The sequence below is a fragment of the Tatumella sp. JGM91 genome (genome assembly GCF_018257575.1).
GTDB classification, from domain to species: Bacteria; Pseudomonadota; Gammaproteobacteria; order Enterobacterales; family Enterobacteriaceae; genus Tatumella; species Tatumella punctata.
The window spans coordinates 12,308-35,639 of the sequence record NZ_JAERJP010000002.1; the positions used below are offsets into that span (position 1 = coordinate 12,308).

The window sequence follows — 23,332 nt, forward strand, 5'->3', positions numbered from 1 at the left end:
AAGATTTTTCACAAACCGTTAACCGGTGACATCAGGTCGAGCATATGCTGCAGGGTTGCGGTTGTTTGTCGCTGGGCAGACCAGACCATCCATACTTCGGTACGGGCATCAGCCTCGCTGAGTTCCAGCCACACCACTTCACTGAGTTTCGCGCGGCGAAAAGAGGCAGGCAGAATAGAAACCCCCAGCCCGGTGGCTACTAACCCGAGGATTGCTACCGCATCTTCAACCTCAAGGGTAATATTCGGCGTTATCTGGTTTCTCAGTAACAGACCCAGTATCTCACTGTAAAGTGCCGTACCGCCCTGATGATCGAAGAAAACAAAAGGCTCATCACGCAATTGACGAATCGACACCTGCCGTTGTCCGGCCAGCCGGTGGTCCTTATGCACTACCGCATACATGGATTCTTTCTGCAGTAAACGATATTGCAGATCATCAGGCAGAGCCGTATTTCTCATAATCGCCAGGTCAATACGCCCTTCCTGTAACGGAAGCAGTAACTGGCGGCTGTTCATTTCCTGCATATGCAGGTGCACATCAGGATATGTCAGACGATAACGGTATACCGCCTCAGATATTTTTTTTATCAGCGGCGCCGATGACGTAAAACCAAGCCGTAGTTCTCCGCTGTCACCGTAATGCAGGCGTGATGCCCGCTCACTGGCCTGCGCCACCTGAGCCAGTATCGCCCTTGCATCACTGAGAAACTGTTTTCCGGCCGGGGTCAGTTCGACACGGCGATTGTTTCTGGCGAATAACCTTGCATCTATCGCTTCCTCCAGCTGGCGAATTTGCTGGCTCAGAGGAGGCTGGGAGATATTAAGTCTTGTTGCTGCCCGCCCGAAATGCAGTTCCTCTGCCACCGCAATAAAGTAACGTAAGTGCCTCAGCTCGATATTCATATGTTAATTATCTTATTTGAGATTATTAATATATTAGACAACTTATTAACCTTTTCCTAGAGTTAGCGCACACCAATCACTGAGGAATGTTCATGAACAGCACGTCCCGGGCGACAACTCTTCCGCTGGCGGAAGAAGAGAGTCCTGCCCAACGCCGGAGTAAATCACCCTTTATTACCCGCGGCACCCCTTCTTTTATTCAGGTCACTATTGCTCTTTTTTCTGCCGGCCTTGCCACCTTTGCTCAGCTCTATTGCGTACAGCCCGTATTACCGGTGCTTTCCCATCAGTTTAATATCTCCCCCGCAATGAGCTCGGTCTCCCTGTCAATCTCCACCGCCTGTATGGCATTCGGCCTGTTAATTACCGGCGCTATTTCTGATGCCATTGGCCGGAAATCAATGATGGTTGGTGCATTGCTGCTTGCAGCCTGCTGTACCCTGGCGTCCGGCATGATGTCCGACTGGACCGGGATCCTGATTATGCGGGCCTTAATTGGCTTGTCTCTCAGCGGGGTTGCTGCTGTGGCAATGACCTATCTGAGCGAAGAAATTCACCCCGGCGTACTGGCTTTTACGATGGGGTTATATATCAGTGGTAATTCTATCGGCGGGATGAGCGGACGTTTACTGACCGGCGTGATCACCGATTTCTTTAACTGGCGAGTGGCTATTCTCAGTATTGGTTGCTGCGCGCTGGCTGCCGCATTTATGTTCTGGAAAATTTTACCGGAATCACGCCATTTCAGGCCGGTACGTCTGCGGCCTAAAGCATTGCTGATTAACTTCCGCCTGCATTTCCGCGATAAAGGCTTGCCCCTGCTGTTTATTATCGGCTTCCTGGTGATGGGGGCTTTCGTCACTCTGTTTAACTATATTGGTTATCGGCTGCTGCACGCACCGTACTCCATGAGTCAGGCAACCGTCGGGTTAATTTCGGTGGTTTACCTCGCCGGTTCATGGAGTTCTCCGAAAGCCGGTGCGATGAGCGTCCGGTTTGGCCGCGGCCCGGTATTTTTGTTTTCCGTCAGTCTGATGCTGGCCGGGGTGCTTGTCTCCCTGTTCTCCTCGGTCTGGCTGATCCTGCCGGGACTGCTGATGTTTACCGGCGGATTCTTTGCCGCCCACTCGATTGCCAGCAGCTGGATTGGGGTGCGGGCCCGGCGGGCCAAAGGCCAGGCGTCATCAATGTATCTGTTCTGCTATTACCTTGGTTCCAGTGTGGCCGGGACTTCCGGGGGGATTTTCTGGCGCCATTTTGGCTGGACAGGCGTTGTCGGGTTTATCTCGGTGCTGCTGATACTGGCATTATGCGTCGGTTATAAACTGATGAACCGCCTGCAACCTGCCCGCTAATTGCTTTTTACCGGTATCCGTGTGCGGATACCGGTACGCCTGCTGCTGTCACCTTACCTCCGATTGTATATATTCGTAAGAATATTTTAGCCTGATTGTAATAGTCTCTATACTTGCCGCAACAGTCTCTGCCGGTAACAACCATCACTCGATGACCCGCGCCGATCCGTCACGGAGAACACCATGCCAGATTGTATATATACAACCTATCACCGCTGGCAGATCCGTCTGCACTGGCTGACATTAGTGCTGCTGATTATTGTTTACGGGACTATTGAACTGCGCGGGCTGGCAGTACGTGGTTCCTGGCAAGGTAAGATGGTGATAATGACCCATTTCAGTTGCGGTGTTCTGGTCTTTGCGGTGATTTGTATGCGGCTGTTACTGCGCTTGCGCTATCCGGCCCCTCCGCCACTGTCACTGGCAAGACAATGGCAGCACCGTCTATCTTCTGCGGTACATCAGTTGTTATATCTGTTATTCCTGTCATTACCGGTGATGGGAGTCGCATCGCGCTATCTGCGTGGCCAGCCGTGGCCGTTGTTTGGCATACTGATGCCGGTCACCACCCGCCCTGACCCCGGCCTCAGTCGTCAAATCATCCGCTGGCATGAAACCCTGGCAGATGCGGGCTACTGGCTGATTGGGTTACATGCGCTGGCCGCCATTATCCATCATTTTTTACTGCGGGATAACACTCTGCGCAGGATGCTGCCATCACGCAGAGTTCCGCCGCACCCATAAACATCTGCATTCTGTTTATCAGACTAATTAAAGGTTTAATCCTGTGTTCAAATTCGTCACAATACGCGAATAATGTGATTGAGATCACCTAACGCCAAGGAAAAAGCCTTTTTATGATAGCTGAATCTTCCTGCCAGCCAGAAGACCCGCAATATAACCCGCCAGGCTCACGTAAAGTAGCATGGTTAAGAGTGCTGCTGATGGCGGTGGCTGCCTTCATCTTCAATACCACCGAGTTTGTCCCCGTCGGGCTGTTGTCGGATATCGGTGCCAGTTTCAATATGAAAACGGCTGATGTAGGGATTATGCTGACCATCTATGCCTGGTGCGTCGCCTTACTGTCATTACCGCTGATGCTGCTGACCCGCAATATCGAGCGCCGCTTTTTGCTGGTGATCCTGCTGGTACTGTTTACGGCCAGCCATCTGTTGTCAGCCTTCGCCTGGGATTTTAACGCACTGCTGGTCTCCAGGGTCGGTATTGCCATCACCCACGCTGTTTTCTGGTCGATCAACGCCTCACTGGCTATCCGGATTGCACCGCCGGGCAAGAAAACCCAGGCACTGAGTATGATTGCCACCGGTACAGCACTGGCAATGGTGTTAGGTGTTCCCCTTGGCCGGATTATTGGTCAGACTATGGGCTGGCGCTCCACCTTCGGTATTATCGCTATCTCATCACTGGTGCTGATGGTTATGCTGATAAAACTGTTGCCGAAATTACCAAGTGAACATACGGGTTCCCTGAGTAGCCTGCCGCTGCTGATGCGCCGCCCGGCGCTGATGAGCATGTATTTGCTGGTGACCCTGGTCGTCACCGCCCATTATACGGCTTACAGCTATATCGAACCGTTTATGCAACAGCTGGCACAACAGGGTGAAAACTTCACGACCCTGTTGTTATTACTGTTTGGCGCAGCCGGTATCTTTGGCAGTGTGCTGTTCTCGTCACTGGGTAAACACTTCCCTTCATCACTGTTAGCCGGTGCAATTACCGCGATTATGCTGTGTATGGGATTATTGCTGGTTACCGCCACCCACCCGGGCAGTATCATTACTGTGTGCATTGTCTGGGGGATCGCCATGATGCTGATTAACCTGTCGATGCAGGTGCGGGTGCTGTCTCTGGCACCGGATGCAACAGATGTTGCGATGTCTCTGATGTCAGGGATTTATAATATTGGTATCGGCGCCGGGGCATTGATTGGTAATCAGGTCAGCAGCCATCTGGGTATGGGGCTGGTCGGGTATGTGGGTGCCGCATTTGCCCTGGTCAGTCTGGGCTGGTGCCTGTACGGCCTGAAAAAATACCCTGAATTACGCTCTAACCTGTAATGCTATCCCCGGTACGCCGGGGATTTGAGCGGAGGTTACTCTGCGGACAGTTCCGTTACCGGGCTGTCCGGACCATTTTTTTTCACCGATTCAATGCCTTTCTCCCGCGCTGCCACAGTGCTGTACATTTCGCTGCAACCAATAACCTGATGATTTTGTGCTTTCAGAGTGAAATAAGGTGCACCATTTTTAGCGGTCAGACGCTGATAGTTATGATCGTCAGCACTGTTTTTCTGTACCGATATTATCCCGTTCAGGCAGCCGCTCTTCTCTTTATAGCCTTCACTGCTGAGAATAACTTCCCCGTTTGCTGCCTTGAGATGGAAATAATACTGCTGGTCTTTCCCCCGGAAAACGTCATATTTACCGCTCATACTCGCCCCTTGAAAATTAACAGACACGGTTTAAGTGTTACGCAGATACGTGATAACGCAATAGATCCTGCGTATTTTTTCTGAGATACCGCCGAGGATGATCGTGTTATGCCTGAGTAAAATCTGAATCTGTATCACAATTGGCACGAATTGCATAACCACACTTATCCTGTGGTAACAAAGTAGTTTATACTCGCCTTCAGTAAGCTGATGAATTTATACCTTATTTAAATATAAATTTTAAATTATAAAATTTTTCCATAAGCACCTGCGTGTAAACCTGTTTTTCTTCGCGAAAAATGTTAAAATTATGGCCAGTTAACCACTACCGGAACTGAATTATGATTCCAGAAAAAAGGATTATTCGTCGCGTTCAATCTGGCGGTTGTGCAATTCATTGTCAGGACTGCAGTATTAACCAGCTATGTATCCCCTTCACTCTTAATGAACATGAATTGGATCAACTGGATAATATTATTGAGCGTAAAAAACCGATTCAGAAAGGACAATCCCTTTTTAAAGCAGGAGATGAATTAAAATCACTTTATGCAATTCGTTCCGGTACCCTGAAAAGCTATACCATTACCGAACAGGGCGATGAGCAAATTACCGGTTTTCATCTGGCCGGTGACCTTGTCGGTTTCGATGCTATTATCAGCAGTCATCATCCGAGCTTCGCTCAGGCCCTTGAAACCTCAATGGTATGCGAAATTCCTTTTGACACCCTCGATGACCTGTCCGGAAAAATGCCGGCCCTGCGCCAGCAAATGATGCGTCTGATGAGCGGTGAAATCAAAAGTGACCAGGACATGATCCTGCTGCTGTCGAAAAAGAGCGCCGAAGAACGTCTGGCTGCCTTTATCTGGAACCTGTCTCGCCGTTTTGCCCAGCGCGGCTTTTCACAGCGTGAATTCCGTCTGACCATGACCCGCGGCGATATCGGTAACTATCTGGGACTGACAGTCGAGACCATCAGCCGTCTGCTGGGGCGTTTTCAGAAAAGCGGTATGCTGGCAGTCAAAGGTAAATATATCACCATCGAAAATCACCAGATGCTGACTGAGCTGGCAGGACAAACCTCCCCCTGCAGTCCCTGAGCCCGGGATAACCGGAACCGTACGGTAAAACGACCGTCAGTTTCCGGTTTTTTAATTTTTCCTTCTCCCGCCATCTAAGCCAGGCTATCTTTAAATCCTCAGGCTTTTACAAGGAGATGTCAGAATGTCCAGATATCAGAATATCCTCGTGGCTGTTGATGCAGAGCAGGACGACCAGCCCGCATTGCGGCGTGCCGTCTATCTGAACCAGCGCATTGGCGGTAAAATAAAAGCATTTCTCCCTATCTATGACTTTTCCTACGAAATGACGACCTTACTGTCCCCCGATGAGCGGGCCAGTATGCGTCAGGGTGTCATTGATCAGCGCACGGAATGGATCCGTCATCAGGCAAAGGCGTATATTGATGCCGGTGTAAATATTGATATCAAGGTGGTATGGCACAATCGCCCCCATGAGGCCATTATTCAGGAAGTATCACAGCATCAGCACGATTTGGTCCTGAAAATGGCCCACCAGTATGACCGGCTGGAGTCTGTGATCTTTACACCGACTGACTGGCATATCCTGCGTAAATGCCCTTCTCCTGTCTGGATGGTTAAGGATCAGCCCTGGCCGGAAAAAGGCAAGGCACTGGTGGCGGTGAACCTTGCCAGCGAAGACCCCGGCCATGATGCCCTTAATCATAAACTGGTGCGTGAGAGTCAGTTACTGGCTGATATGGTCAATCATACGGAAGTACATCTGGTGGGGGCTTATCCTCTGACACCGGTAAATATCGCAATTGAGCTGCCTGATTTTGACCCGCAAACCTATAATGATGCCATCCGCGGTCAGTATCTGATTGCGATGAAAACATTACGCCAGACCTTCTCGATTGGTGATGAATTTACCCATGTCGATAAAGGCGAGCCTGAAGAGGTTATTCCCGGGCTGGCAAATACCCTGGACGCGGGGGTGGTGGTTTTGGGTACCATCGGCCGTACCGGGCTGTCAGCCGCATTTCTGGGCAATACCGCAGAACAGGTGATCGATCATCTGCGCTGCGACTTACTGGTATTCAAACCTGATGATTTCGTCTTAGCAGAAGCGGAAGACGAAGAGGATGATGCCGAAGACGACTAATGCCTCCCCCCTGTGCAGACACAGGGGGGTTATCTGATCTGCAGCGACCTGCCCGCCATCCGACATCCTGCCCTGAATTTTCTGTCATCTGATTGTCATAAAAATGCCGCAATCTCCGGAATCTGCTTTTTTTATCGCTGGCAGGATAAATGCATAAATTGGCTGAGACAGCACAATTTTTACATGTAATAATCAACCACAAACAGGTTACACATCAACGTCCGGGACGATTTCGTACTCTTTTTTGAGCAAGGCGAAGGATTATTTTTATGAAGCTTAAGAACACTTTTTTAGCAGCAGCTCTTTTCTCCGTTACTGCTGTTAATGCGTTTGCAGCCCAGGAGCTGGCGCCAGAAAAAGCAGCAGCATTACAGCCCTTCAAACGTATTAATATTAATGGCCGTTTTAATTCTCTGATTGATGCCAGTGCCGCGATCTCAAAGCGTGCCGATGAACTGGGTGCCGCCGCCTATTATATTCAGGGCGTAAACGATGCCACGGGTAATAGTGGTAACTGGCGCGTCACCGCCGACCTTTACCATAAAGATGCGCCGGAAGTGGTTAAAAATACCGACTATCGTAAGTACAATGGCGTTGCTCAGCTGCCTAAAAATGTCGCCTACCGTTTAGAGCCTTTTGATACGGTTTCTGTCAGCGGCTACTTCCCGAGCCAGCCTGATGTCGTGGATGCCATCTCCCGTGCCGCCAAAGACAAAAACGCAGCCTCTTTCTTTATTGTCCGTCAGATTGATGCCAACAATGGTGGCAATCAGTTTGTCACCGCCTATGTTTATAAGGCCGATGCCAGACAGCGTCAGGTACAAAGCCCTGATGCTATCCCGGCGAACTCTGCAGCCGGTAAAGCCGCATTAGCCGCAGGCGGCGCCGCGGCAGCCAAAGTGGAAATTCCGGGAGTGGCCTCTTCTGACACGCCGGACAGAAATATCGGTCGTTTCTTCGAAACCCAGACCAGTACCGGCCAGCGTTATACGGTCAAACTGCCAGACGGTACGTCAGTTCAGGAACTGAGTGCGATTACCGCCGCACAGATGACGCCGTTTACTACTGTTACCATCACTGACCACTTCGGCACCCCGACGGAAATTTCTGACGCCATCGCCCGTCGGGCGGCTGATAAAGGCGCGAAGTTTTACCATATTACCCGCCAGTGGCAAAACCAGAGCGGCGGTAATCTGACCGTTACTGCAGAATTATTTAAGTAAGTCCGGATCCCCTCAGGCACGGGTAATATTTTGTTACCCGTGTTCTGTGCTGCGGCCTGTTTTTCCCCGCTTTACAGATTGCGTTACCCCCTGCCACTCCGTAGAATCACCGGCCTGTTATTCTGGTGAAAAATCTCAGCCAATTTTACTATCTCAGCAGCTTCTGCTGGTTTTAAACACAATTCAGCGCGAACCGCTGAATGTAAATGCAGGAACGACATGTCTCAAAAAAAATTAGGGTTCGCAGCACTGACAGCTCTGGTGTTGAGTTCAATGCTTGGCGCAGGGGTATTCAGTCTGCCACAGAATATGGCAGCAGTAGCAGGTCCTGCGGCGCTGTTATGCGGCTGGCTAATCACCGGGGTCGGGATCATTTTTCTGGCACTGGCAATGTTATTACTCAGCCGGTTACGCCCTGATCTCGATGGCGGTATTTTCACCTATGCCCGTGACGGGTTTGGGGAAGTTATCGGTTTTTGTTCTGCGTGGGGCTACTGGCTGTGTGCTGTGATCGCCAATGTGTCGTACCTGGTGATCGTTTTTTCTGCATTAAGTTTTTTTACGGATTCTCCGGACCATACCCTGTTTGGTGAAGGCAATACCTGGCCGGCAGTGGCGGGCGCCTCGTTACTGTTATGGATGATCCATTTCCTGGTCTTGCGCGGTGTACAAACTGCAGCCAGTATCAATGTGCTGGCGACCCTCGGTAAACTGATCCCCCTGTGTCTATTCATTATTATAGCCATCGTCGCCTTCCGGATGGAAAACTTCAGTTATGATTTCAGCGGACTGACGCTTCACCAGCCATTATGGTCGCAGGTAAAACAAACCATGCTGATTACCCTGTGGGTGTTTATCGGGGTTGAGGGGGCTGTGGTTATTTCTGCCAGGGCAAGCCACCGCCGTGATGTGGGCCGCGCAACATTATGGGCCGTTGTGGCAGCATTGGTCGTCTATCTGCTGGTGACACTGTTGTCGCTAGGCATCGTGCCCCGCGAGCAGCTGGCAGCAATGCATAACCCGTCGATGGCCGGATTACTGGCAACCATTATCGGCCCCTGGGGCACTGTCGTCATTGTTTCCGGGCTGGTACTTTCCGTATCAGGTGCTTACCTCAGCTGGACAATTATGGCTGCCGAGATCCCGTTTCTGGCCGCCAAAACAGACGCCTTTCCACGGATTATCAGCCGGCAAAACCGGCATGAAGCCCCTGCCGCCTCACTGTGGCTGACTAACGGCTGTGTACAGGCCTGCCTGCTGATTATTGGTATCACCCATGCCGGTTACGGGACTCTGCTGACCATCGCTTCTGAAATGGTGCTGGTTCCCTATTTACTGGTAGGACTGTTTTTAATTAAAACCGTTCACCATAAAGGGATGTCAGCCCCGTGGCTGATCGGGCTGGGTGCCTCAGTTTATGGTCTCTGGCTGCTGTATGCGTCCGGGCCGGAAAATTTATTAATGTCTGTAATGCTGTATGCCCCGGGCTTGCTGGTATTTATCTTTGCGCGTTATACCGCTCCGCAACCGATGAAACTGACCCGTAAAGAGTATTCACTGACCGGATTAATCTTGTTACTGGCGCTGGCGACAGGAATAAAACTGATGCTGGCCTGACAGGCCAGCTGTTTTTATATCAGGGTAAGGCGATCCTCAGGCAGTCATCATCCTGCCTGAGTGTCAGCGGCTTACGATATTCATCATAAATACCCGCCAGCTGATGTTCTGAAAGAGGATAAGGAAGCTGGATTTCAAAACTGATAATTTTTTGCTGTTCAGCAAGGGCAATCAGTCGGGCGATATTAATTTCATCGCTGACCTGAGTAGAAATTATCTGCAGCGCCATAGCCTTAAAATGTTCTGCATCGTTAGTCATTCCGTTAATGTTGCGCGCAGTTTTACGCGTCACCATACCGAAAATAGGCAGAACACCATAGATAGCATCCACAAAACTCCAGTGCTTCTTACAGGATGCCGACAGAAAATCACTGTAATTGAAGCAAATGCGCCGGTTATCCGCGCCTGAAGTCAATTTATCATCAGACACTCAAACTCCCCCTGTTAGCACGATCCTTAGGAAACTCATATTTCCGCGTATTATAATGGCATATTATATAGGGTATATACCAGCAACAGATGCCTTTTTCATGATAACGTAACGGTGATGACTGTTCCGGGTTACTTTGTTGTTAAATATAAATAATTATTGTTAATTATGAATAAAATAGTTTACGTAGAAGATGAACCTGAAGTTGGTGAATTGATCGCCGCTTACCTTAGCAAACATGATTTCGATGTGGTGGTTGAAACCCGCGGCGATCGGGCTGAAGAAACGATTATCCGCGAACAGCCCGAACTGGTGATGCTGGACATTATGCTGCCCGGCAAAGACGGTATGACCCTGTGTCGTGACCTGCGTACACGCTGGCACGGCCCGATTGTATTGCTGACTTCGCTGGACAGTGATATGAACCATATTCTGGCGCTGGAAATGGGTGCCAACGATTATATTCTGAAAACCACCCCGCCGGCGGTGTTACTCGCCAGACTGCGTCTGCACCTGCGTCAGTCACAGCAAAACAGCAGCAACGAAGAATTAGCTTCCGGTACTGCACCGGCCCGGCTGATCCGTTTCGGCAGTCTGACGATTGATATGCTGAACCGGGAAGTGACTCTGGCAGAAGAGCCGATCCCGTTGTCGACCGCGGATTTTGATTTACTCCGGGAACTGGCCAGCCATGCCGGACAGATCCTCAACCGTGATGCACTATTGAAAACCCTGCGTGGTGTCAGCTACGACGGCATGGATCGCAGTATTGATGTGGCTATCTCCAGGTTACGTAAAAAACTGCATGACAATGCCACCGAGCCTTTCAGAATAAAAACCATCCGTAATAAAGGTTATCTGTTCGCGCCTCAGGCCTGGGATACCCATTCCGAATGAAAAAACTGTTTATCCAGTTCTATCTGCTGCTCTTCGCCTGTTTTCTGGTCATGACCCTGCTGGTTGGCCTGGTGTATAAAATGACCGCCGAACGTGCCGGCCGCCAGTCGATGAATGACCTGATGGCCAGCTCACTGTACCTGATGCGCAGCGAATTACGTGAAATTCCGCCAAAAGACTGGAATAAAACGATAGATAATCTTGATTTAAACCTCTCCTTTAAACTGCATATTGAGCCCATTACCCGCTATCAGTTAGGGGCCGACGATATGCGGCGGTTACGCGCCGGAGAGATAGTCGCGCTGGACGATCAATATACCTTTTTACAGCATATCCCCCGCAGCCACTATGTTCTGTCGGTCGGCCCCATTCCTTACCTGTTTTATCTGCACCAGATGCGGTTACTGGATATTGGTCTGCTGGCTTTTATCGGGATGTCGCTGGCATTCCCGGTGTTTATCTGGATGCGGCCCCACTGGAAAGAGATGCAGCGCCTTGAACGTGCCGCACAGCGTTTCGGCCAGGGTGATCTGGATTCCCGTACCCACTTTGATAACACCTCAAGCCTGTACCGGCTGGGTATTGCCTTTAACCAGATGGCAGAAAATATAAAAGTGCTGGTTGCCAGCAAGAAACAGTTGATCGATGGTATTGCCCATGAACTGCGTACGCCGCTGGTCAGACTGCGCTACCGGCTGGAGATGAGCGACAACCTGAGTGATAACGAAGCGGCGGCCCTGAACCGGGATATCAGTCAGCTGGAAGGACTCATCGAGGAACTACTGACCTATGCCCGTCTCGACCGTCCGAAAGTTGATATGAAGTTACAGCAGTTTGATTTGGCCCGCTGGCTGGCGGAGCGTGTGGATGATGTCCGCTCGCTGAACCCCGGCCATCTGGTCGAACTGGATATTCCTCAGCAGGAAAACCAGGGTTATGCTGATCTGCGCCTGATGGAGCGGGTACTGGATAATCTGGTGAATAATGGTTTACGTTATGCCACGCAGCGGATGCGGATCAGCCTGTGGTTTGACGGTAATAATGGTCTGTTACAGGTTGAAGATGATGGTCCGGGTATCCCGGCTGAAGAACGGGAACATGTTTTCGAACCCTTTGTCCGTCTTGACCCCAGCCGTGACCGGGCGACCGGCGGATGCGGGCTCGGACTGGCAATTGTCCATTCTATTGCTCAGGCATTCCGTGGTACCGTCACCATTGACAGCAGCCCGTTAGGCGGCGCCAGTGTCAGATTTTGCTGGCCGGTAACACCACCGACCGCCGGTAAAGCTATTTCTTCCGTCAGCCCCCGCAAGGAGTAATATGAATACCGATGCTTATCAGCAGTTATGTCAGATTTTTCGCCGTATATCGCGGTTTGACCATTTATCGGCGGTTGCCGGCTGGGATATGCAGACCATGATGCCTGCCGGGGGCAGCAGAGCCCGCGGAGAGGCCTTAGCGGAGCTGAGCGTATTACGTCATCAGTTACTGACCGGTAAACAGGTCGGGGAATTACTGAGTGCCGCGCAGCAACAGTCTCTGAATGAAGATGAGCGGGCCAGCCTGTATGAAATGACCCGGCAGTGGCAGCAGGCATCGTTACTGCCTGACGAACTGGTTGAAGCGAAAGCTATTGCCGGTAGCCAGTGTGAGCATGCCTGGCGGACACAGCGTCCGGCAAACGACTGGCGCGGATTCTCTGCAAATCTGCGTAAAGTCGTTGCCCTGAGCCGCCGCGAAGCGCAAATCAGAGCCAGTGCCAGCGGTACCTCACCCTATGATGCATTACTCGGACTTTATGAGCCAGGGATGACCCGCCAGACGCTTGACCCTGTTTTTGCTGACCTTAAACAATGGCTGCCGGGTTTATTGCAACAGGTGGTCAGCAAACAATCGCAGGCCCTGCCTCTGCAACCGGAAGGTATTTTTCCGCAGGTGGCCCAGAAACAACTGGGTTTGCAGGTCATGGCGCTGCTGGGCTTTGATTTTAATCACGGCCGGCTTGATGTCAGTGCCCATCCGTTTTGTGGTGGCGTTCCCGACGATGTACGTATCACCACCCGCTATGACGAAAAACTGTTTCTCAGCGCACTGATGGGAGTGATTCATGAGACGGGCCATGCACGTTATGAACAGAACCTGCCGCGCAGATTTGCCGGACTGCCGGTTGCACAGGCCAGATCAACCGCAATCCACGAATCACAGAGTCTGCTACTGGAAATGCAACTGGCACGCAGCCCCGGCTTTCTGCAATTAATTCAGCCGCTGGTTGCGGAAACCTTTGGTTCGCAGCCAGCCCTTGAAACCGATAATTTTATTCGTCTGGCACAGCAGGTGAAGCCCGGGGTTATCCGCGTGGATGCGGATGAAGTCAGCTACCCTGCCCATGTGATGTTACGTTACGAAATCGAACAGGCACTGATTGACGGCATCATTGAAGTTGAAGATATTCCGGCCCTGTGGGATGAAAAAATGCACCATTACCTGGGACTGGATACCCGCGGTAACTTTAAAGACGGTTGTATGCAGGACATTCACTGGACGGATGGTTCTTTTGGTTACTTCCCTACCTATACTCTGGGGGCGATGTATGCCGCACAGTTATTTGCCTCTGCACATCAGCAACTGCCGTCCCTCGGGGAGCAGATTTCACGGGGAGATCTGCAGCCTTTATTCGGCTGGCTGGAAAAAAATATCTGGCAACATGGCAGCCGGTTATCGACCAGTGAACTGATCACTAAAGCAACCGGAGAAGGGTTAAACAGTCAGTTTTTCCGTCGTCATCTTGAAAAGAGATATCTGGGGTAACCTTTTGAAGAGCAGCTGTTTTTCCCGGCTGCTCTCGGTTGTTTTCCCGGCCAGAGTGTCGTTTGTACAATCGGTTACACAGCGATACCATTCAGCAACGGACACTATCGAAATATTCTCATATAGTCATTTTACCGGCCCCGCAGTGGGCTATTAAATGAAATGAATTTGAGGAATTTGCAATGAAAAAATTATTTGCACTGGTAGTTGCCGCTGCTATGGGTCTGTCCTCTGCTGCTTTCGCTGCAGAAACTACTGCAACTCCGGCCCCGGCGGCACCTGCTGCTGCAACCGCTCCTGCTGCGGCACCTGCTGCTCCGGCTAAGCATGTTGCTCATAAACATCATAAGAAAACCGCTAAAAAACGTCATCACAAAAAAGCGGCTGCTCAGAAAGCACAGGCGGCTAAAAAACATCACCACAAAAAAGTAGCTAAGAAAGCGGCTGCACAGAAAGCGCAGGCTGCTAAAAAACATCACCACAAAGCAGTCGCTAAAAAAGCTGCACCACAGAAAGCACAGGCTGCTAAAAAGCATCACCACAAAGCCGTTGCTAAAAAAGCTGCAAAAAAATAAATCTCTGACCGCCAGGATTACTCCTGAACTCGCGTCATAGTGACAGAAACACCCGGTTATGCCGGGTGTTTGTTTCCCGGAGTTATAAATATGGTGCGTCGCTATCGTTTCGAAATCATTCTGGTCGCAGTCATTATGTGCGGCGTTGTCGCTGCCAGTTTTTTTATTTAACTTCAGACCGGTAAATACGCAATATCTCTCCCTTTTTTCCATCTTACGGCTTATAGTAATCATTCCGGAATCCGATGATTAACCTACATACTTCCCGCAGTTGAGAGAATTATGCGCCTGCTGACCGTCCTTATTTTAAGTTTATTTTGCGTTAGTGTGCAGGTGCACGCTGATGATGACGATGATGACACACCGAATGCCAGCGAAATCAAGGCGCTGTTTTTTGGCAAAGACCATCGTCAGGCGATTACTGATGTGACCAGCGCCCCCTGGGATGCCATTGGCCAGCTGGAAACAGACAGCGGTAATCTGTGTACTGCCACCCTGATCTCCCCGCATATAGCCCTGACTGCCGGACACTGCCTGCTGACTCCGCCGGGTAAGTTTGATCCTCCGGTAGCCATCCGTTTTATGGCGATGCCGACCGGCTGGCGCTACGAGATCCATGATATTGACGCGCGGGTTGAGCCTTTACTGCCCGGTAAGCTGAAAGCCGAAGGCGATGGCTGGATTGTTCCACCGGCGGCGGCACCCTATGATTATGCAGTCGTGATTATTCACAATCCGCCATCCGCTATCCAGCCGGTACCACTGTTTTCAGGCAGCCGGGCCGACCTGATCGCAGCACTGAAAGCCACTGGCGGGCGGGTAACACAAGCCGGTTATCCGGCCGATCATCTGGATAACTTATATGCTCACCAGAATTGTCTGATCACTGGCTGGGCACAAAAAGCGGTATTATCCCATCGCTGTGATACCCTGCCGGGTGACAGCGGGTCACCTCTGTTGTTAAAGACCGATAATGGCTGGCAGATTATTGCGGTACAGAGTTCCGCTCCGGCAGCAAAAGATCGTTATCGTGCCGATAACCGGGCGATTGCTGTAACCTCTTTTTATGACAAACTGCAGCAATTGCAGCAACTGACCCACTAGTCTGGCGCGGCAGCACAGCGACTCCTGTGCTGCCGCGTTTTTTACCCGCCGTTTTTCTGTGCCATCGCCTGTAAAATCCGCTTTTCAGAGACCGGATAAGGTGTACCCAATTGCTGGGCAAACAGACTCACTCTCAGTTCTTCCAGCATCCAGCGTATCGCTACCACATCGTCATCATCCTGCTGTTGCGGCGCTAATTTACCCCGCCATTGCTGCCATTGTTGCTCAATACTCTGGATTTTCAGCATTCTGCTGCGGTCACTGTGGGGATCAACCGGTAACTTATCCAGCCGGCGCTCGATAGCCTGCAGATAACGCAGAGTATCCGCGAGATGTTGCCAGCCGTTACCGGTGACAAAACCACGATAAATCAGTCCTGCCAGCTGAGATTTGATATCCGACAGGGCCAGCGCCTGACTGATATCCACTTTCCCTTTCAGCCGTTTATTGATCTGAAATACCGTCGTCAGGATCTGCTCAGTCTGCATCGCAATAGTTACCACAGTGTCGTTCAGCACAGCACGTACCTTCTCTTTCAGCTGCTCAAACGCCGTTTCAGTCCAGACCAGACCGCCGTGTTCCGCCATCAGTTTATCGATGCCACAGGAAATACAGTCGTCAATCAGTTCCGGCACCTTGCCATAAGGGTTAAAATAAAGTCCCAGTTTGGCCTTATTCGGCAATTTTTCATGCAGATATTTCACCGGTGACGGAATATTCAGCCAGAGCAACCGGCGCTGACCACGCCACATATGCTTCTGCTGCTCACTCTGGCTGTCAAACAGCCGGATCGCGACACTCTCTTTATCATCCACCAGCGCAGGCCAGGCCTGCAGTTGATAATTTCCGCGTTTCTGCTGATAACTTTGCGGTAAATCGCCAAAACTCCAGATATGCAGCCCCTGCTGTTCTACACCGTCATCGGCGACATCCGAAAGGGTTGCCTGCACTTTATCTTTCAGTGACTGTTTAAGCGCTGTCAGATCTTTACCTTCGGCCTGGGTGCGGTTGTTTTCATCCACTATCCGGAAAGTCATTTTCAGGTGGTCAGGCACCCCCTGCCATTGCCAGTCTTCGCGGGTGACTGTTACACCGGTCATCCGGCGGAATTCACGTTCCAGGCAATCGGTCAGTGGCTGACTGTGGTCAGTAACCCGTTGCAAAAATGCATCTGCATAATTTGGTGCCGGCACAAAGTTACGGCGTAATGGCTTAGGCAGGGATTTAATTAAGGCGATCACCAGTTCGCGGCGTACCCCGGGAATCTGCCATTCGAATCCCCTGTCCTCAACCTGATTTAATAACGGCAGCGGAATATGTACCGTCACGCCATCTGCGCCGGTGCCCGGTTCGAACTGATAACTGAGACGCAGTTTCAGGTTATCCTGATGCCAGAAATTTGGATAATCCAGCTGACTGACCTGTGAAGCACCGTCTTTGATCAGCATCTGCTTATCAAAGTTAAGCAGATCGGGCTGCTGCTGGCTGGCGTTTTTCCACCACTGGTCAAAATGACGCGCTGACACAACCTCATGACCAATACGCTGGTCATAGAAAGTCAATAAGGTTTCATCATCGACCAGGATATCTCTGCGTCGTGATTTATGCTCGAGATCTTCCACCTCATTCAGCAACTTACGGTTATTCTTCAGGAACGCATGACGACTTTGCCAGTCCCCTTCCACCAGCGCGTGACGGATAAATAACTCGCGGGATAAGCGCGGATCAATTTTGCCATAGTTCACTTTACGCCCGCTGATCACCGGTAATCCGTAGAGGGTGACTTTTTCCAGGGCCATAACCGCCCCCTGGCTTTTTTCCCAATGAGGCTCGCTGTAATGATATTTCAGCAGATGCTTTGCCAGCGGCTCAATCCATTCCGGCTCAATGCGAGCGGCAACACGCCCCCACAAACGGCTGGTTTCAACCAGTTCAGCGACCATGACCCATTTTGGCGGCTTTTTAAATAAGCCCGAGCCGGGGAAAACAGAAAAACGGGCATTACGCGCCCCGGTATATTCCTGCTTTTCAACATCCTTTTGGCCGATATGTGATAACAGACCACAGAGTAACGCGCTGTGCACTTCGCGGTACGGCGCCGGTTCACTGTTTACCGGCAACCGCAACTCTTTTACCACCTGCCGCAGCTGGGTATAGATATCCTGCCATTCCCGTACCCGCAGGTAGTTCAGATAATCGGTTTTACACTGCCGACGGAACTGGTTACCGGATAGCCGCTTTTGCTGTTCACCGAGATAATTCCACAGATTTACCCAGGCCTGAAAATCTGAGTCTTTATCCGCAAAGCGGCGATGTTTTTCGTCAGAGGCCTGCTGGCGGTCTGCCGGACGTTCGCGGGGATCCTGGATTGACAGCGCAGCCGTAATAATCATCACTTCACGGACACAGCCAAATTGCTGTGCGGCCAGTACCATTCTCGCCAGTCGCGGATCAACCGGCAACTGCGCCAGCTGCCGCCCCAGCGGGGTCAGCTTATAGTGACCGTCAGCTGACGGCAGAATACCGCCCAGTTCTTCCAGTAACCGCACACCGTCCTGGATATGACGTTTATCGGGGGCTTCAACAAACGGGAAAGCAGCAATATCGCCCAGCCCGAGGGCCGTCATCTGCAGAATGACCGATGCCAGGTTGGTACGCAGTATCTCCGGGTCAGTGAACTCCGGACGGTTAATAAAGTCCTGCTCCGAATACAAACGGATACAAATCCCCTCGGAAACACGTCCGCAACGTCCCTTACGCTGATTAGCGGAAGCCTGAGAAACAGGTTCTATCGGTAAACGCTGCACCTTGGTACGGTAACTGTAGCGGCTGATACGTGCCGTACCGGGATCGATCACGTATTTAATCCCCGGCACGGTTAACGATGTTTCGGCCACGTTGGTTGCCAGCACTATCCGCCGCCCGCTATGAGACTGAAATACCCTGTTCTGTTCGGCGTTAGATAACCGCGCGTAGAGTGGCAGGATTTCCGTATGCCGTAATTCACGGCGGTTTAAGGCATCGGCTGTATCACGGATTTCCCGTTCACCGCTCATAAAAATAAGAATATCACCCGCTGCCTCACGCATCAGTTCATCGACGGCATCAAAAATCGCCTGCAACTGATCGCGGTCACCGTCACTGGTATCTTCGGCGACTGGCCGGTAACGTACTTCAACAGGATAAGTCCGGCCGGAAACTTCAATGACCGGAGCATGGTTGAAATGGCGGGAAAAGCGCTGAGGATCGATGGTAGCTGAGGTGATAATCACCTTCAAATCGGGCCTGCGTGGTAGCAGTTCCCGCAGGTAACCCAGCAGAAAATCGATATTCAGGCTGCGCTCATGGGCTTCATCGATAATCAGGGTGTCGTATTGCAGTAACAGTCTGTCCTGCTGTATTTCTGCCAGCAGAATACCGTCAGTCATCAGTTTAATGCGGGTATTTTCTCCGACCTGATCACTGAAACGGACTTTATAGCCGACATAGTCGCCCAGCGGGGTATTCATCTCTTCGGCGATACGGGTAGCCACGGTTCTGGCCGCCAGTCGGCGGGGCTGCGTATGGCCAATCAGGCCGCGGTTACCCCGGCCTAACGCCAGACAAATTTTAGGGATCTGGGTTGTTTTGCCTGAGCCGGTTTCACCGGCAATAATCACTACCTGATGTTTGCTGATTGCCTCTGCAATTTGCTGTTGCTTCTGACTGACCGGTAAATTTTCCGGGAAATCAATATGCTGTGGCGCGGATGCCAGCCGCAGGGCCAGCCGGGTTTCGGCTTCGCTGATTTCCTGTTCAATCTTACTGGTTATTTCCGCACGGGCTTGCGGGTTTTTCACCTTTTCAGCACCAGTAATCCGGCGTCTTAGTTGCTGGCGGTCCCGCAGGATCAAAGGCTCCAGACGCTGGCGCAGAGAAGACAACAGTGAAAAATCCTGAGATGACATAATAATGTGTTACCTTGATTTTATATGACAAAACAGCCGGAGACCGTAAACGGTGACGGTAAATCCCCCGGCAATCAGCAATGATATAACATTGTAACATATCCCCTGAACTGCCGTTATCGCTCCGCATCGACACGGGTGATAATGTTGTTCAGTTTTTTCGAATATAGTCCTCGAAATTATCAGCTTTTATCTGATGCCTGAGCACCTTACATTATCTGAAATTCAGCGGAAGGACTTCCGCCCTAAAGACAGGAAGATAACGTAATGAGTAAAGTTCTGGTCCTTAAGTCAAGTATTCTCGCCGGTTATTCCCAGTCAGGTCAGCTGGCTGACTTCTATGCGCAGCAGGCGACGGCCAAAGGTGACACTGTCACTTTTCGTGACCTGGCAGAGCAGCCAGTACCGGTGCTGGATGGTGAGCTGGTCGGTGGCCTGCGTCCTTCCGATGCACCGTTATCTGAGCGTCAGAAACAGGTTGCCGCTTTGTCCGACGAACTGATCAATGAGCTGCTGGCCCATGACGTTATCGTGATTGCGGCACCAATGTATAACTTTAACATTCCCACTCAGCTGAAAAACTATTTTGACCTGGTGGCCCGTGCCGGAGTGACTTTCCGTTATACCGAATCCGGCCCTGAAGGTCTGATCAAAGGTAAACGTGTCGTTGTTATCTCCAGCCGTGGTGGTATCCACAAAGATACACCGGCAGATCTGCTGACCCCATACCTGAAAGTCTTCCTTGGTTTCCTGGGAATGACCGAGATTAACTTTGTCTTTGCGGAAGGTTATGGTTACGGTCCGGAAGTCAGCGCCAAAGCAACGACCGATGCAAAAAGCGCGATTGAATCAATTATCGCGGCCTGATAAGTTCATCGCCGGGACGACAGTGCCGGCGATATCGCGGTTATTTCCCCTGTCGGATCCGGTTGTTCTCATCATTACTCAGCAGAGTTTCGATATTTTTATCGGCTTTCACCGTAATCTGGTGATCGATTCTCACATTCATATCAATAGTGATCGGTTCTTTCGGTGCCGCAACTTCAATACGCGGAACGCATCCGCACAGGACAAAACCCGGCAACAGGTAAACGATCAGGTTAACGGTTTTCATTCAGACGGTTCCTTCAGCCGGTTATTGCCGGGCAGTATCAGTTGCTGTGATAGCAGCGATTGTAAATTGTCACCGAAGCTCAGGCTTTTCCAGAGCAGAAACAGATTTTCACGGTGGGTGTAATTCAGATTAACCCGCTGGTCTTTATTACTGAAGCGGCTGGTGCCCTGCACCTTTGATGTCAGGGTGAGTTCGCCGTTACTCTGCACATTCAGTGTTGCTTCGGAACGACTGATTTCCATATAACGCAGCCAGTCTATTGCCACTCCTGCCGCCATATTATTACTGGTAACTGAATCAATCAGGTCTTTATCTACCCGCAGGGTCAGAGGGCCACGGTTCTTTATCCAGCCATTACGGACAATGTACTGCGGATCACTGACCAGCAATGGCAGCTCTCCGTCGATTCTGCCTGACATGGCGACCTGTTTCGGGTGCAATGCGGTGATCAGCCGGCTGAGGCTGATATTACTGGCCTTAAGAATAGCCGGCTGATGCTGAGGCAGCCGTAACTGGCTCAGGCTCAGTTGTCCGTCAAGCAGCGATATACTGACATCACTCAGTGATAACGGCCGGTTTTCGCTCCACGGATAGTATCCCTGTACACTGGCAGTAATATCCTTCATTTGTATCTGGTTAGTAATGTTACCCACCGATAACCTTACCGGCTGCCGGTAGCCAAACTGCCAGCGCTGTTGCCGGTAACGGAACGGCAGGGAAAAGTCCACGCCACTCACCTGGTTGTCGGGAGTCCACAGGCTGCCATCAGTGATCACCCAGTGGCCCCCGGCCTGAAACCCTTCAGTGGCCGAGGCAGAGAATGCAGCCTGTGCCCGCAAACTGCCGCCGGTCAGTTTCATCTGTGTATCTTCTGCCATCAGGGGCTGAAAGACCTGCAGTGGCTGAGAAGGCCACCAGATTTGTCCGCGGACCCGCTCTCCATCCCAGCGGCCATTGAGGGTGAGCGGACCTATAGCTCCGGCCTCCAGTTGCGCTTTATACAGGAAATTTTCCGGAGAGCTGCCCTGCAGTGTAAAAGGTAACCGGGCAGCGGGCAGTCTGCCGCCATAAGCAAACCGGGTTTGTCCGGCATTCAGTAACAATGCTGCGGTAAATTGCGGGTCTGCCGGGTCACGTGACCAGCGAACAGGTTTACTCAGGGTGATCCGTGCGGCGCGGGTAGTTATCCCTGCATATTTTATCCGCCGCAGACCGGTAGACAGACTCTGTAAAGTGATCAGACGGTCCGCCCACTGGCCCCGTCCCTGTATATCCCACTCCGCCTGCAATGGCCGGAAATAGCCATTTCCCCAGTAGCGCCAGTTCCAGCGGCCATTGTCTGGCCAGAACTGTTGTGCCTGTCCCTGTAACTGCAAACGGTACTGCCCGTAAAACGGATTATGTACCCTGAGAATTGCCTGTAATGGGCCGCTGACCCCGCCAACCGATAAACTGACCCCTGCCAGCGGAAAACGCGCTTCATCGACCTGTAATGTATCCAGTATCCGGCCGCGCATTCTGAGTAAAGCACCACTGATAAAACGGACTTCCGGTTGTATCAGCGGACCGGTTAATCTGGCGGGCAGACTGGCAAAAAATTGTAATTGCGGGCTACCGGCACTGCCTGTCAGCCGCAGCGGCATATCACTCTGCTGCAGACTCAGTTTTCCGGGGCCGAAACTCAGTACTGCGTTCCCTTTGCCGCCATAACCTGCTGTTAAAACATTCAGACGCCCGCTAAAGGCAGTATTTTCCAGCCCTGACGGCCAGTTATCTGCGGTCAGGGCTATGCCGCCCTGTAATACCTGGCCGTTAAAAGGCCACCACCACTGCCCCTGGCGGACGGTTACAGACTGCGGAGTCACTTCCCAGGGCAACGTCAGTATCGGGCGCGGGTATGACGATGCCGTCAGACGCAGCTCTCCGCGCTGCTGTTGCCAGTGCGTCGCCACAACGAACGGTGATTGATCCAGTGAGAACTGGCCGGTCAGTTCTCCTGCCAGTGGCCAGCCGCTGGTCTGCGGGGACAGGGTTACTTTTCCCTGCATTGTCACCGGTTGCGGTAATCCGGGCGCCGTAAATTTAAGCTGGCGGAGATATAATTGTTGCTGATTAAGATCAGCATCCAGCTGCAGATTATCACCGCGGATACTGAGACGTTGCCTGCCCTGCTGTTGGGTGACAGTGACACTGCCTGCATACTGCTGCCAGGGCAATATCTGCAGGCTGTCTATGTGCAGACGACTGTCCGGCAGTAAATGCTGCCAGTCGGCCAGGCTTTTCGACGGTGCTGATGATGAGGATGTCGCGGACACAGTGGCAAGGCACTCTGAATCTGCCCGGACAGTGGTTGCTGTCAGTTGCCACATCTGCTGCCGGTAACCCGCCGACAGACCGGAAATATCCATAATTTCACAACCCGCAGTATGCAGCGAGATATCCGGTAAGCGGAGTGAGCGCAGGCCCGGCCGTAAAGCACCTTTGGTCTGCAGATGTACTCCGGCTGGCAGCCATATCCCCGCCAGCCGCGGTAACCATAAGCTGAGGGATAATATACTGGCGCTGATGATCAACAGCAGGCTGAGCACAACCAGCAGCACAACTGTTAGCTTTCCCTTCATAAATAATACATCCGTTTTATTCTGAATCTTCAGTAAAACTGGTTATACCGCCGTCATATAACACCATAGCCGCTATACTGATTCAGTTTAGGCAAAATGATAA

The 23,332-nt window shown here is 51.4% G+C and carries 19 protein-coding genes; 13 read left to right on the plus strand and 6 right to left on the minus strand.

Translation table 11 applies throughout. The features are described 5' to 3' along the window. Nucleotides 1-8: 8 nt before the first annotated feature. The gene (locus JK198_RS01575) at nucleotides 9-905 is read right to left on the minus strand and encodes a LysR family transcriptional regulator (protein WP_212707788.1); all 897 of its coding nucleotides are present in this window, start codon (nucleotides 903-905) and stop codon (nucleotides 9-11) included. 92 nt (nucleotides 906-997) lie between these two features. On the opposite strand from JK198_RS01575, the gene JK198_RS01580 reads away from it, so the two are divergent. The 3 genes from JK198_RS01580 to JK198_RS01590 all read left to right on the plus strand — a co-directional run bounded on the left by JK198_RS01580 (nucleotide 998) and on the right by JK198_RS01590 (nucleotide 4,338). Next, complete coding sequence (locus JK198_RS01580) at nucleotides 998-2,260, plus strand: MFS transporter (RefSeq protein ID WP_212710576.1); 1,263 nt, start codon at nucleotides 998-1,000, stop codon at nucleotides 2,258-2,260. 183 nt (nucleotides 2,261-2,443) lie between these two features. Next, nucleotides 2,444-3,004 (plus strand): cytochrome b, encoded by a 561-nt coding sequence (locus tag JK198_RS01585; RefSeq protein ID WP_212710577.1) that lies wholly within the window; start codon nucleotides 2,444-2,446, stop codon nucleotides 3,002-3,004. A 113-nt stretch (nucleotides 3,005-3,117) separates the two neighbouring features. Then, a complete protein-coding gene (locus JK198_RS01590; protein ID WP_212707791.1) occupies nucleotides 3,118-4,338 on the plus strand; it encodes a sugar transporter in 1,221 nt (406 codons plus the stop codon). A gap of 35 nt (nucleotides 4,339-4,373) precedes the next feature. On the opposite strand, the gene JK198_RS01595 is transcribed toward JK198_RS01590, so the two are convergent. Further along, nucleotides 4,374-4,712 (minus strand): YegP family protein, encoded by a 339-nt coding sequence (locus JK198_RS01595; protein WP_212707792.1) that lies wholly within the window; start codon nucleotides 4,710-4,712, stop codon nucleotides 4,374-4,376. 341 nt (nucleotides 4,713-5,053) lie between these two features. On the opposite strand from JK198_RS01595, the gene JK198_RS01600 reads away from it, so the two are divergent. The 4 genes from JK198_RS01600 (at nucleotide 5,054) to JK198_RS01615 (ending at nucleotide 9,733) form a co-directional block, all read left to right on the plus strand. Further along, nucleotides 5,054-5,809: an FNR family transcription factor gene (locus tag JK198_RS01600; RefSeq protein WP_212707793.1), complete on the plus strand. Its 756-nt coding sequence runs from the start codon at nucleotides 5,054-5,056 to the stop codon at nucleotides 5,807-5,809. Nucleotides 5,810-5,933: 124 nt separating this feature from the next. Further along, entirely contained in the window at nucleotides 5,934-6,893 is a 960-nt protein-coding gene (uspE, locus tag JK198_RS01605; protein WP_212710578.1) for a universal stress protein UspE, read from the plus strand. A 269-nt stretch (nucleotides 6,894-7,162) separates the two neighbouring features. Further along, nucleotides 7,163-8,116 (plus strand): DUF1471 family protein YdgH, encoded by a 954-nt coding sequence (gene ydgH, locus JK198_RS01610; RefSeq protein WP_212707795.1) that lies wholly within the window; start codon nucleotides 7,163-7,165, stop codon nucleotides 8,114-8,116. 219 nt (nucleotides 8,117-8,335) lie between these two features. Next, entirely contained in the window at nucleotides 8,336-9,733 is a 1,398-nt protein-coding gene (locus JK198_RS01615; RefSeq protein WP_212707796.1) for a basic amino acid/polyamine antiporter, read from the plus strand. A gap of 19 nt (nucleotides 9,734-9,752) precedes the next feature. Here the strand turns inward: JK198_RS01615 and JK198_RS01620 are convergent, their stop codons facing one another. Next, nucleotides 9,753-10,163 (minus strand): hypothetical protein, encoded by a 411-nt coding sequence (locus JK198_RS01620; protein ID WP_212707797.1) that lies wholly within the window; start codon nucleotides 10,161-10,163, stop codon nucleotides 9,753-9,755. Between the two features lie 168 nt (nucleotides 10,164-10,331). On the opposite strand from JK198_RS01620, the gene rstA reads away from it, so the two are divergent. The 5 genes from rstA to JK198_RS01645 all read left to right on the plus strand — a co-directional run bounded on the left by rstA (nucleotide 10,332) and on the right by JK198_RS01645 (nucleotide 15,547). Further along, nucleotides 10,332-11,060: a two-component system response regulator RstA gene (gene rstA, locus JK198_RS01625; RefSeq protein ID WP_212707798.1), complete on the plus strand. Its 729-nt coding sequence runs from the start codon at nucleotides 10,332-10,334 to the stop codon at nucleotides 11,058-11,060. Beyond that, nucleotides 11,057-12,379: a two-component system sensor histidine kinase RstB gene (gene rstB / locus JK198_RS01630; protein WP_212707799.1), complete on the plus strand. Its 1,323-nt coding sequence runs from the start codon at nucleotides 11,057-11,059 to the stop codon at nucleotides 12,377-12,379. Before rstA ends, rstB begins: the two co-directional genes overlap by 4 nt. 1 nt (nucleotide 12,380) lies before the next feature. Next, a complete protein-coding gene (locus tag JK198_RS01635) occupies nucleotides 12,381-13,868 on the plus strand; it encodes a carboxypeptidase M32 (protein ID WP_212707800.1) in 1,488 nt (495 codons plus the stop codon). Nucleotides 13,869-14,050: 182 nt separating this feature from the next. Beyond that, nucleotides 14,051-14,443: an acid resistance repetitive basic protein Asr gene (gene asr, locus JK198_RS01640; RefSeq protein WP_212707801.1), complete on the plus strand. Its 393-nt coding sequence runs from the start codon at nucleotides 14,051-14,053 to the stop codon at nucleotides 14,441-14,443. 282 nt (nucleotides 14,444-14,725) lie between these two features. Beyond that, on the plus strand, nucleotides 14,726-15,547 hold the full coding sequence (locus JK198_RS01645) for a serine protease (protein ID WP_212707802.1): 822 nt from the start codon (nucleotides 14,726-14,728) through the stop codon (nucleotides 15,545-15,547). A 41-nt stretch (nucleotides 15,548-15,588) separates the two neighbouring features. On the opposite strand, the gene hrpA is transcribed toward JK198_RS01645, so the two are convergent. Next, nucleotides 15,589-19,494 (minus strand): ATP-dependent RNA helicase HrpA, encoded by a 3,906-nt coding sequence (hrpA, locus tag JK198_RS01650; RefSeq protein WP_212710579.1) that lies wholly within the window; start codon nucleotides 19,492-19,494, stop codon nucleotides 15,589-15,591. Between the two features lie 267 nt (nucleotides 19,495-19,761). Between hrpA and JK198_RS01655 the strand changes: the two genes are divergently transcribed. Beyond that, nucleotides 19,762-20,361: an FMN-dependent NADH-azoreductase gene (locus JK198_RS01655; RefSeq protein ID WP_212710580.1), complete on the plus strand. Its 600-nt coding sequence runs from the start codon at nucleotides 19,762-19,764 to the stop codon at nucleotides 20,359-20,361. A gap of 40 nt (nucleotides 20,362-20,401) precedes the next feature. Here JK198_RS01655 and JK198_RS01660 read toward each other — a convergent pair whose 3' ends face one another. Then, the gene (locus JK198_RS01660) at nucleotides 20,402-20,608 is read right to left on the minus strand and encodes a YnbE family lipoprotein (RefSeq protein WP_212710581.1); all 207 of its coding nucleotides are present in this window, start codon (nucleotides 20,606-20,608) and stop codon (nucleotides 20,402-20,404) included. Beyond that, entirely contained in the window at nucleotides 20,605-23,229 is a 2,625-nt protein-coding gene (locus JK198_RS01665) for a YdbH family protein (protein ID WP_212707806.1), read from the minus strand. Before JK198_RS01665 ends, JK198_RS01660 begins: the two co-directional genes overlap by 4 nt. Nucleotides 23,230-23,332: the final 103 nt, after the last annotated feature.

What these genes read in the sequence shown, in the direction of transcription:
- ydgH (WP_212707795.1), top strand. Translation starts at nt 7,163, where the DNA reads ATGAAGCTTAAGAACACTTTTTTAGCAGCAGCTCTTTTCTCCGTTACT.
- JK198_RS01615 (WP_212707796.1), top strand. Translation starts at nt 8,336, where the DNA reads ATGTCTCAAAAAAAATTAGGGTTCGCAGCACTGACAGCTCTGGTGTTG.
- JK198_RS01590 (WP_212707791.1), top strand. Translation starts at nt 3,118, where the DNA reads ATGATAGCTGAATCTTCCTGCCAGCCAGAAGACCCGCAATATAACCCG.
- JK198_RS01585 (WP_212710577.1), top strand. Translation starts at nt 2,444, where the DNA reads ATGCCAGATTGTATATATACAACCTATCACCGCTGGCAGATCCGTCTG.
- asr (WP_212707801.1), top strand. Translation starts at nt 14,051, where the DNA reads ATGAAAAAATTATTTGCACTGGTAGTTGCCGCTGCTATGGGTCTGTCC.
- JK198_RS01580 (WP_212710576.1), top strand. Translation starts at nt 998, where the DNA reads ATGAACAGCACGTCCCGGGCGACAACTCTTCCGCTGGCGGAAGAAGAG.
- JK198_RS01600 (WP_212707793.1), top strand. Translation starts at nt 5,054, where the DNA reads ATGATTCCAGAAAAAAGGATTATTCGTCGCGTTCAATCTGGCGGTTGT.
- hrpA (WP_212710579.1), bottom strand. Translation starts at nt 19,494, where the DNA reads ATGTCATCTCAGGATTTTTCACTGTTGTCTTCTCTGCGCCAGCGTCTG.
- JK198_RS01595 (WP_212707792.1), bottom strand. Translation starts at nt 4,712, where the DNA reads ATGAGCGGTAAATATGACGTTTTCCGGGGGAAAGACCAGCAGTATTAT.
- rstA (WP_212707798.1), top strand. Translation starts at nt 10,332, where the DNA reads ATGAATAAAATAGTTTACGTAGAAGATGAACCTGAAGTTGGTGAATTG.
- JK198_RS01655 (WP_212710580.1), top strand. Translation starts at nt 19,762, where the DNA reads ATGAGTAAAGTTCTGGTCCTTAAGTCAAGTATTCTCGCCGGTTATTCC.
- JK198_RS01660 (WP_212710581.1), bottom strand. Translation starts at nt 20,608, where the DNA reads ATGAAAACCGTTAACCTGATCGTTTACCTGTTGCCGGGTTTTGTCCTG.
- rstB (WP_212707799.1), top strand. Translation starts at nt 11,057, where the DNA reads ATGAAAAAACTGTTTATCCAGTTCTATCTGCTGCTCTTCGCCTGTTTT.
- JK198_RS01645 (WP_212707802.1), top strand. Translation starts at nt 14,726, where the DNA reads ATGCGCCTGCTGACCGTCCTTATTTTAAGTTTATTTTGCGTTAGTGTG.
- JK198_RS01665 (WP_212707806.1), bottom strand. Translation starts at nt 23,229, where the DNA reads ATGAAGGGAAAGCTAACAGTTGTGCTGCTGGTTGTGCTCAGCCTGCTG.
- JK198_RS01575 (WP_212707788.1), bottom strand. Translation starts at nt 905, where the DNA reads ATGAATATCGAGCTGAGGCACTTACGTTACTTTATTGCGGTGGCAGAG.
- uspE (WP_212710578.1), top strand. Translation starts at nt 5,934, where the DNA reads ATGTCCAGATATCAGAATATCCTCGTGGCTGTTGATGCAGAGCAGGAC.
- JK198_RS01635 (WP_212707800.1), top strand. Translation starts at nt 12,381, where the DNA reads ATGAATACCGATGCTTATCAGCAGTTATGTCAGATTTTTCGCCGTATA.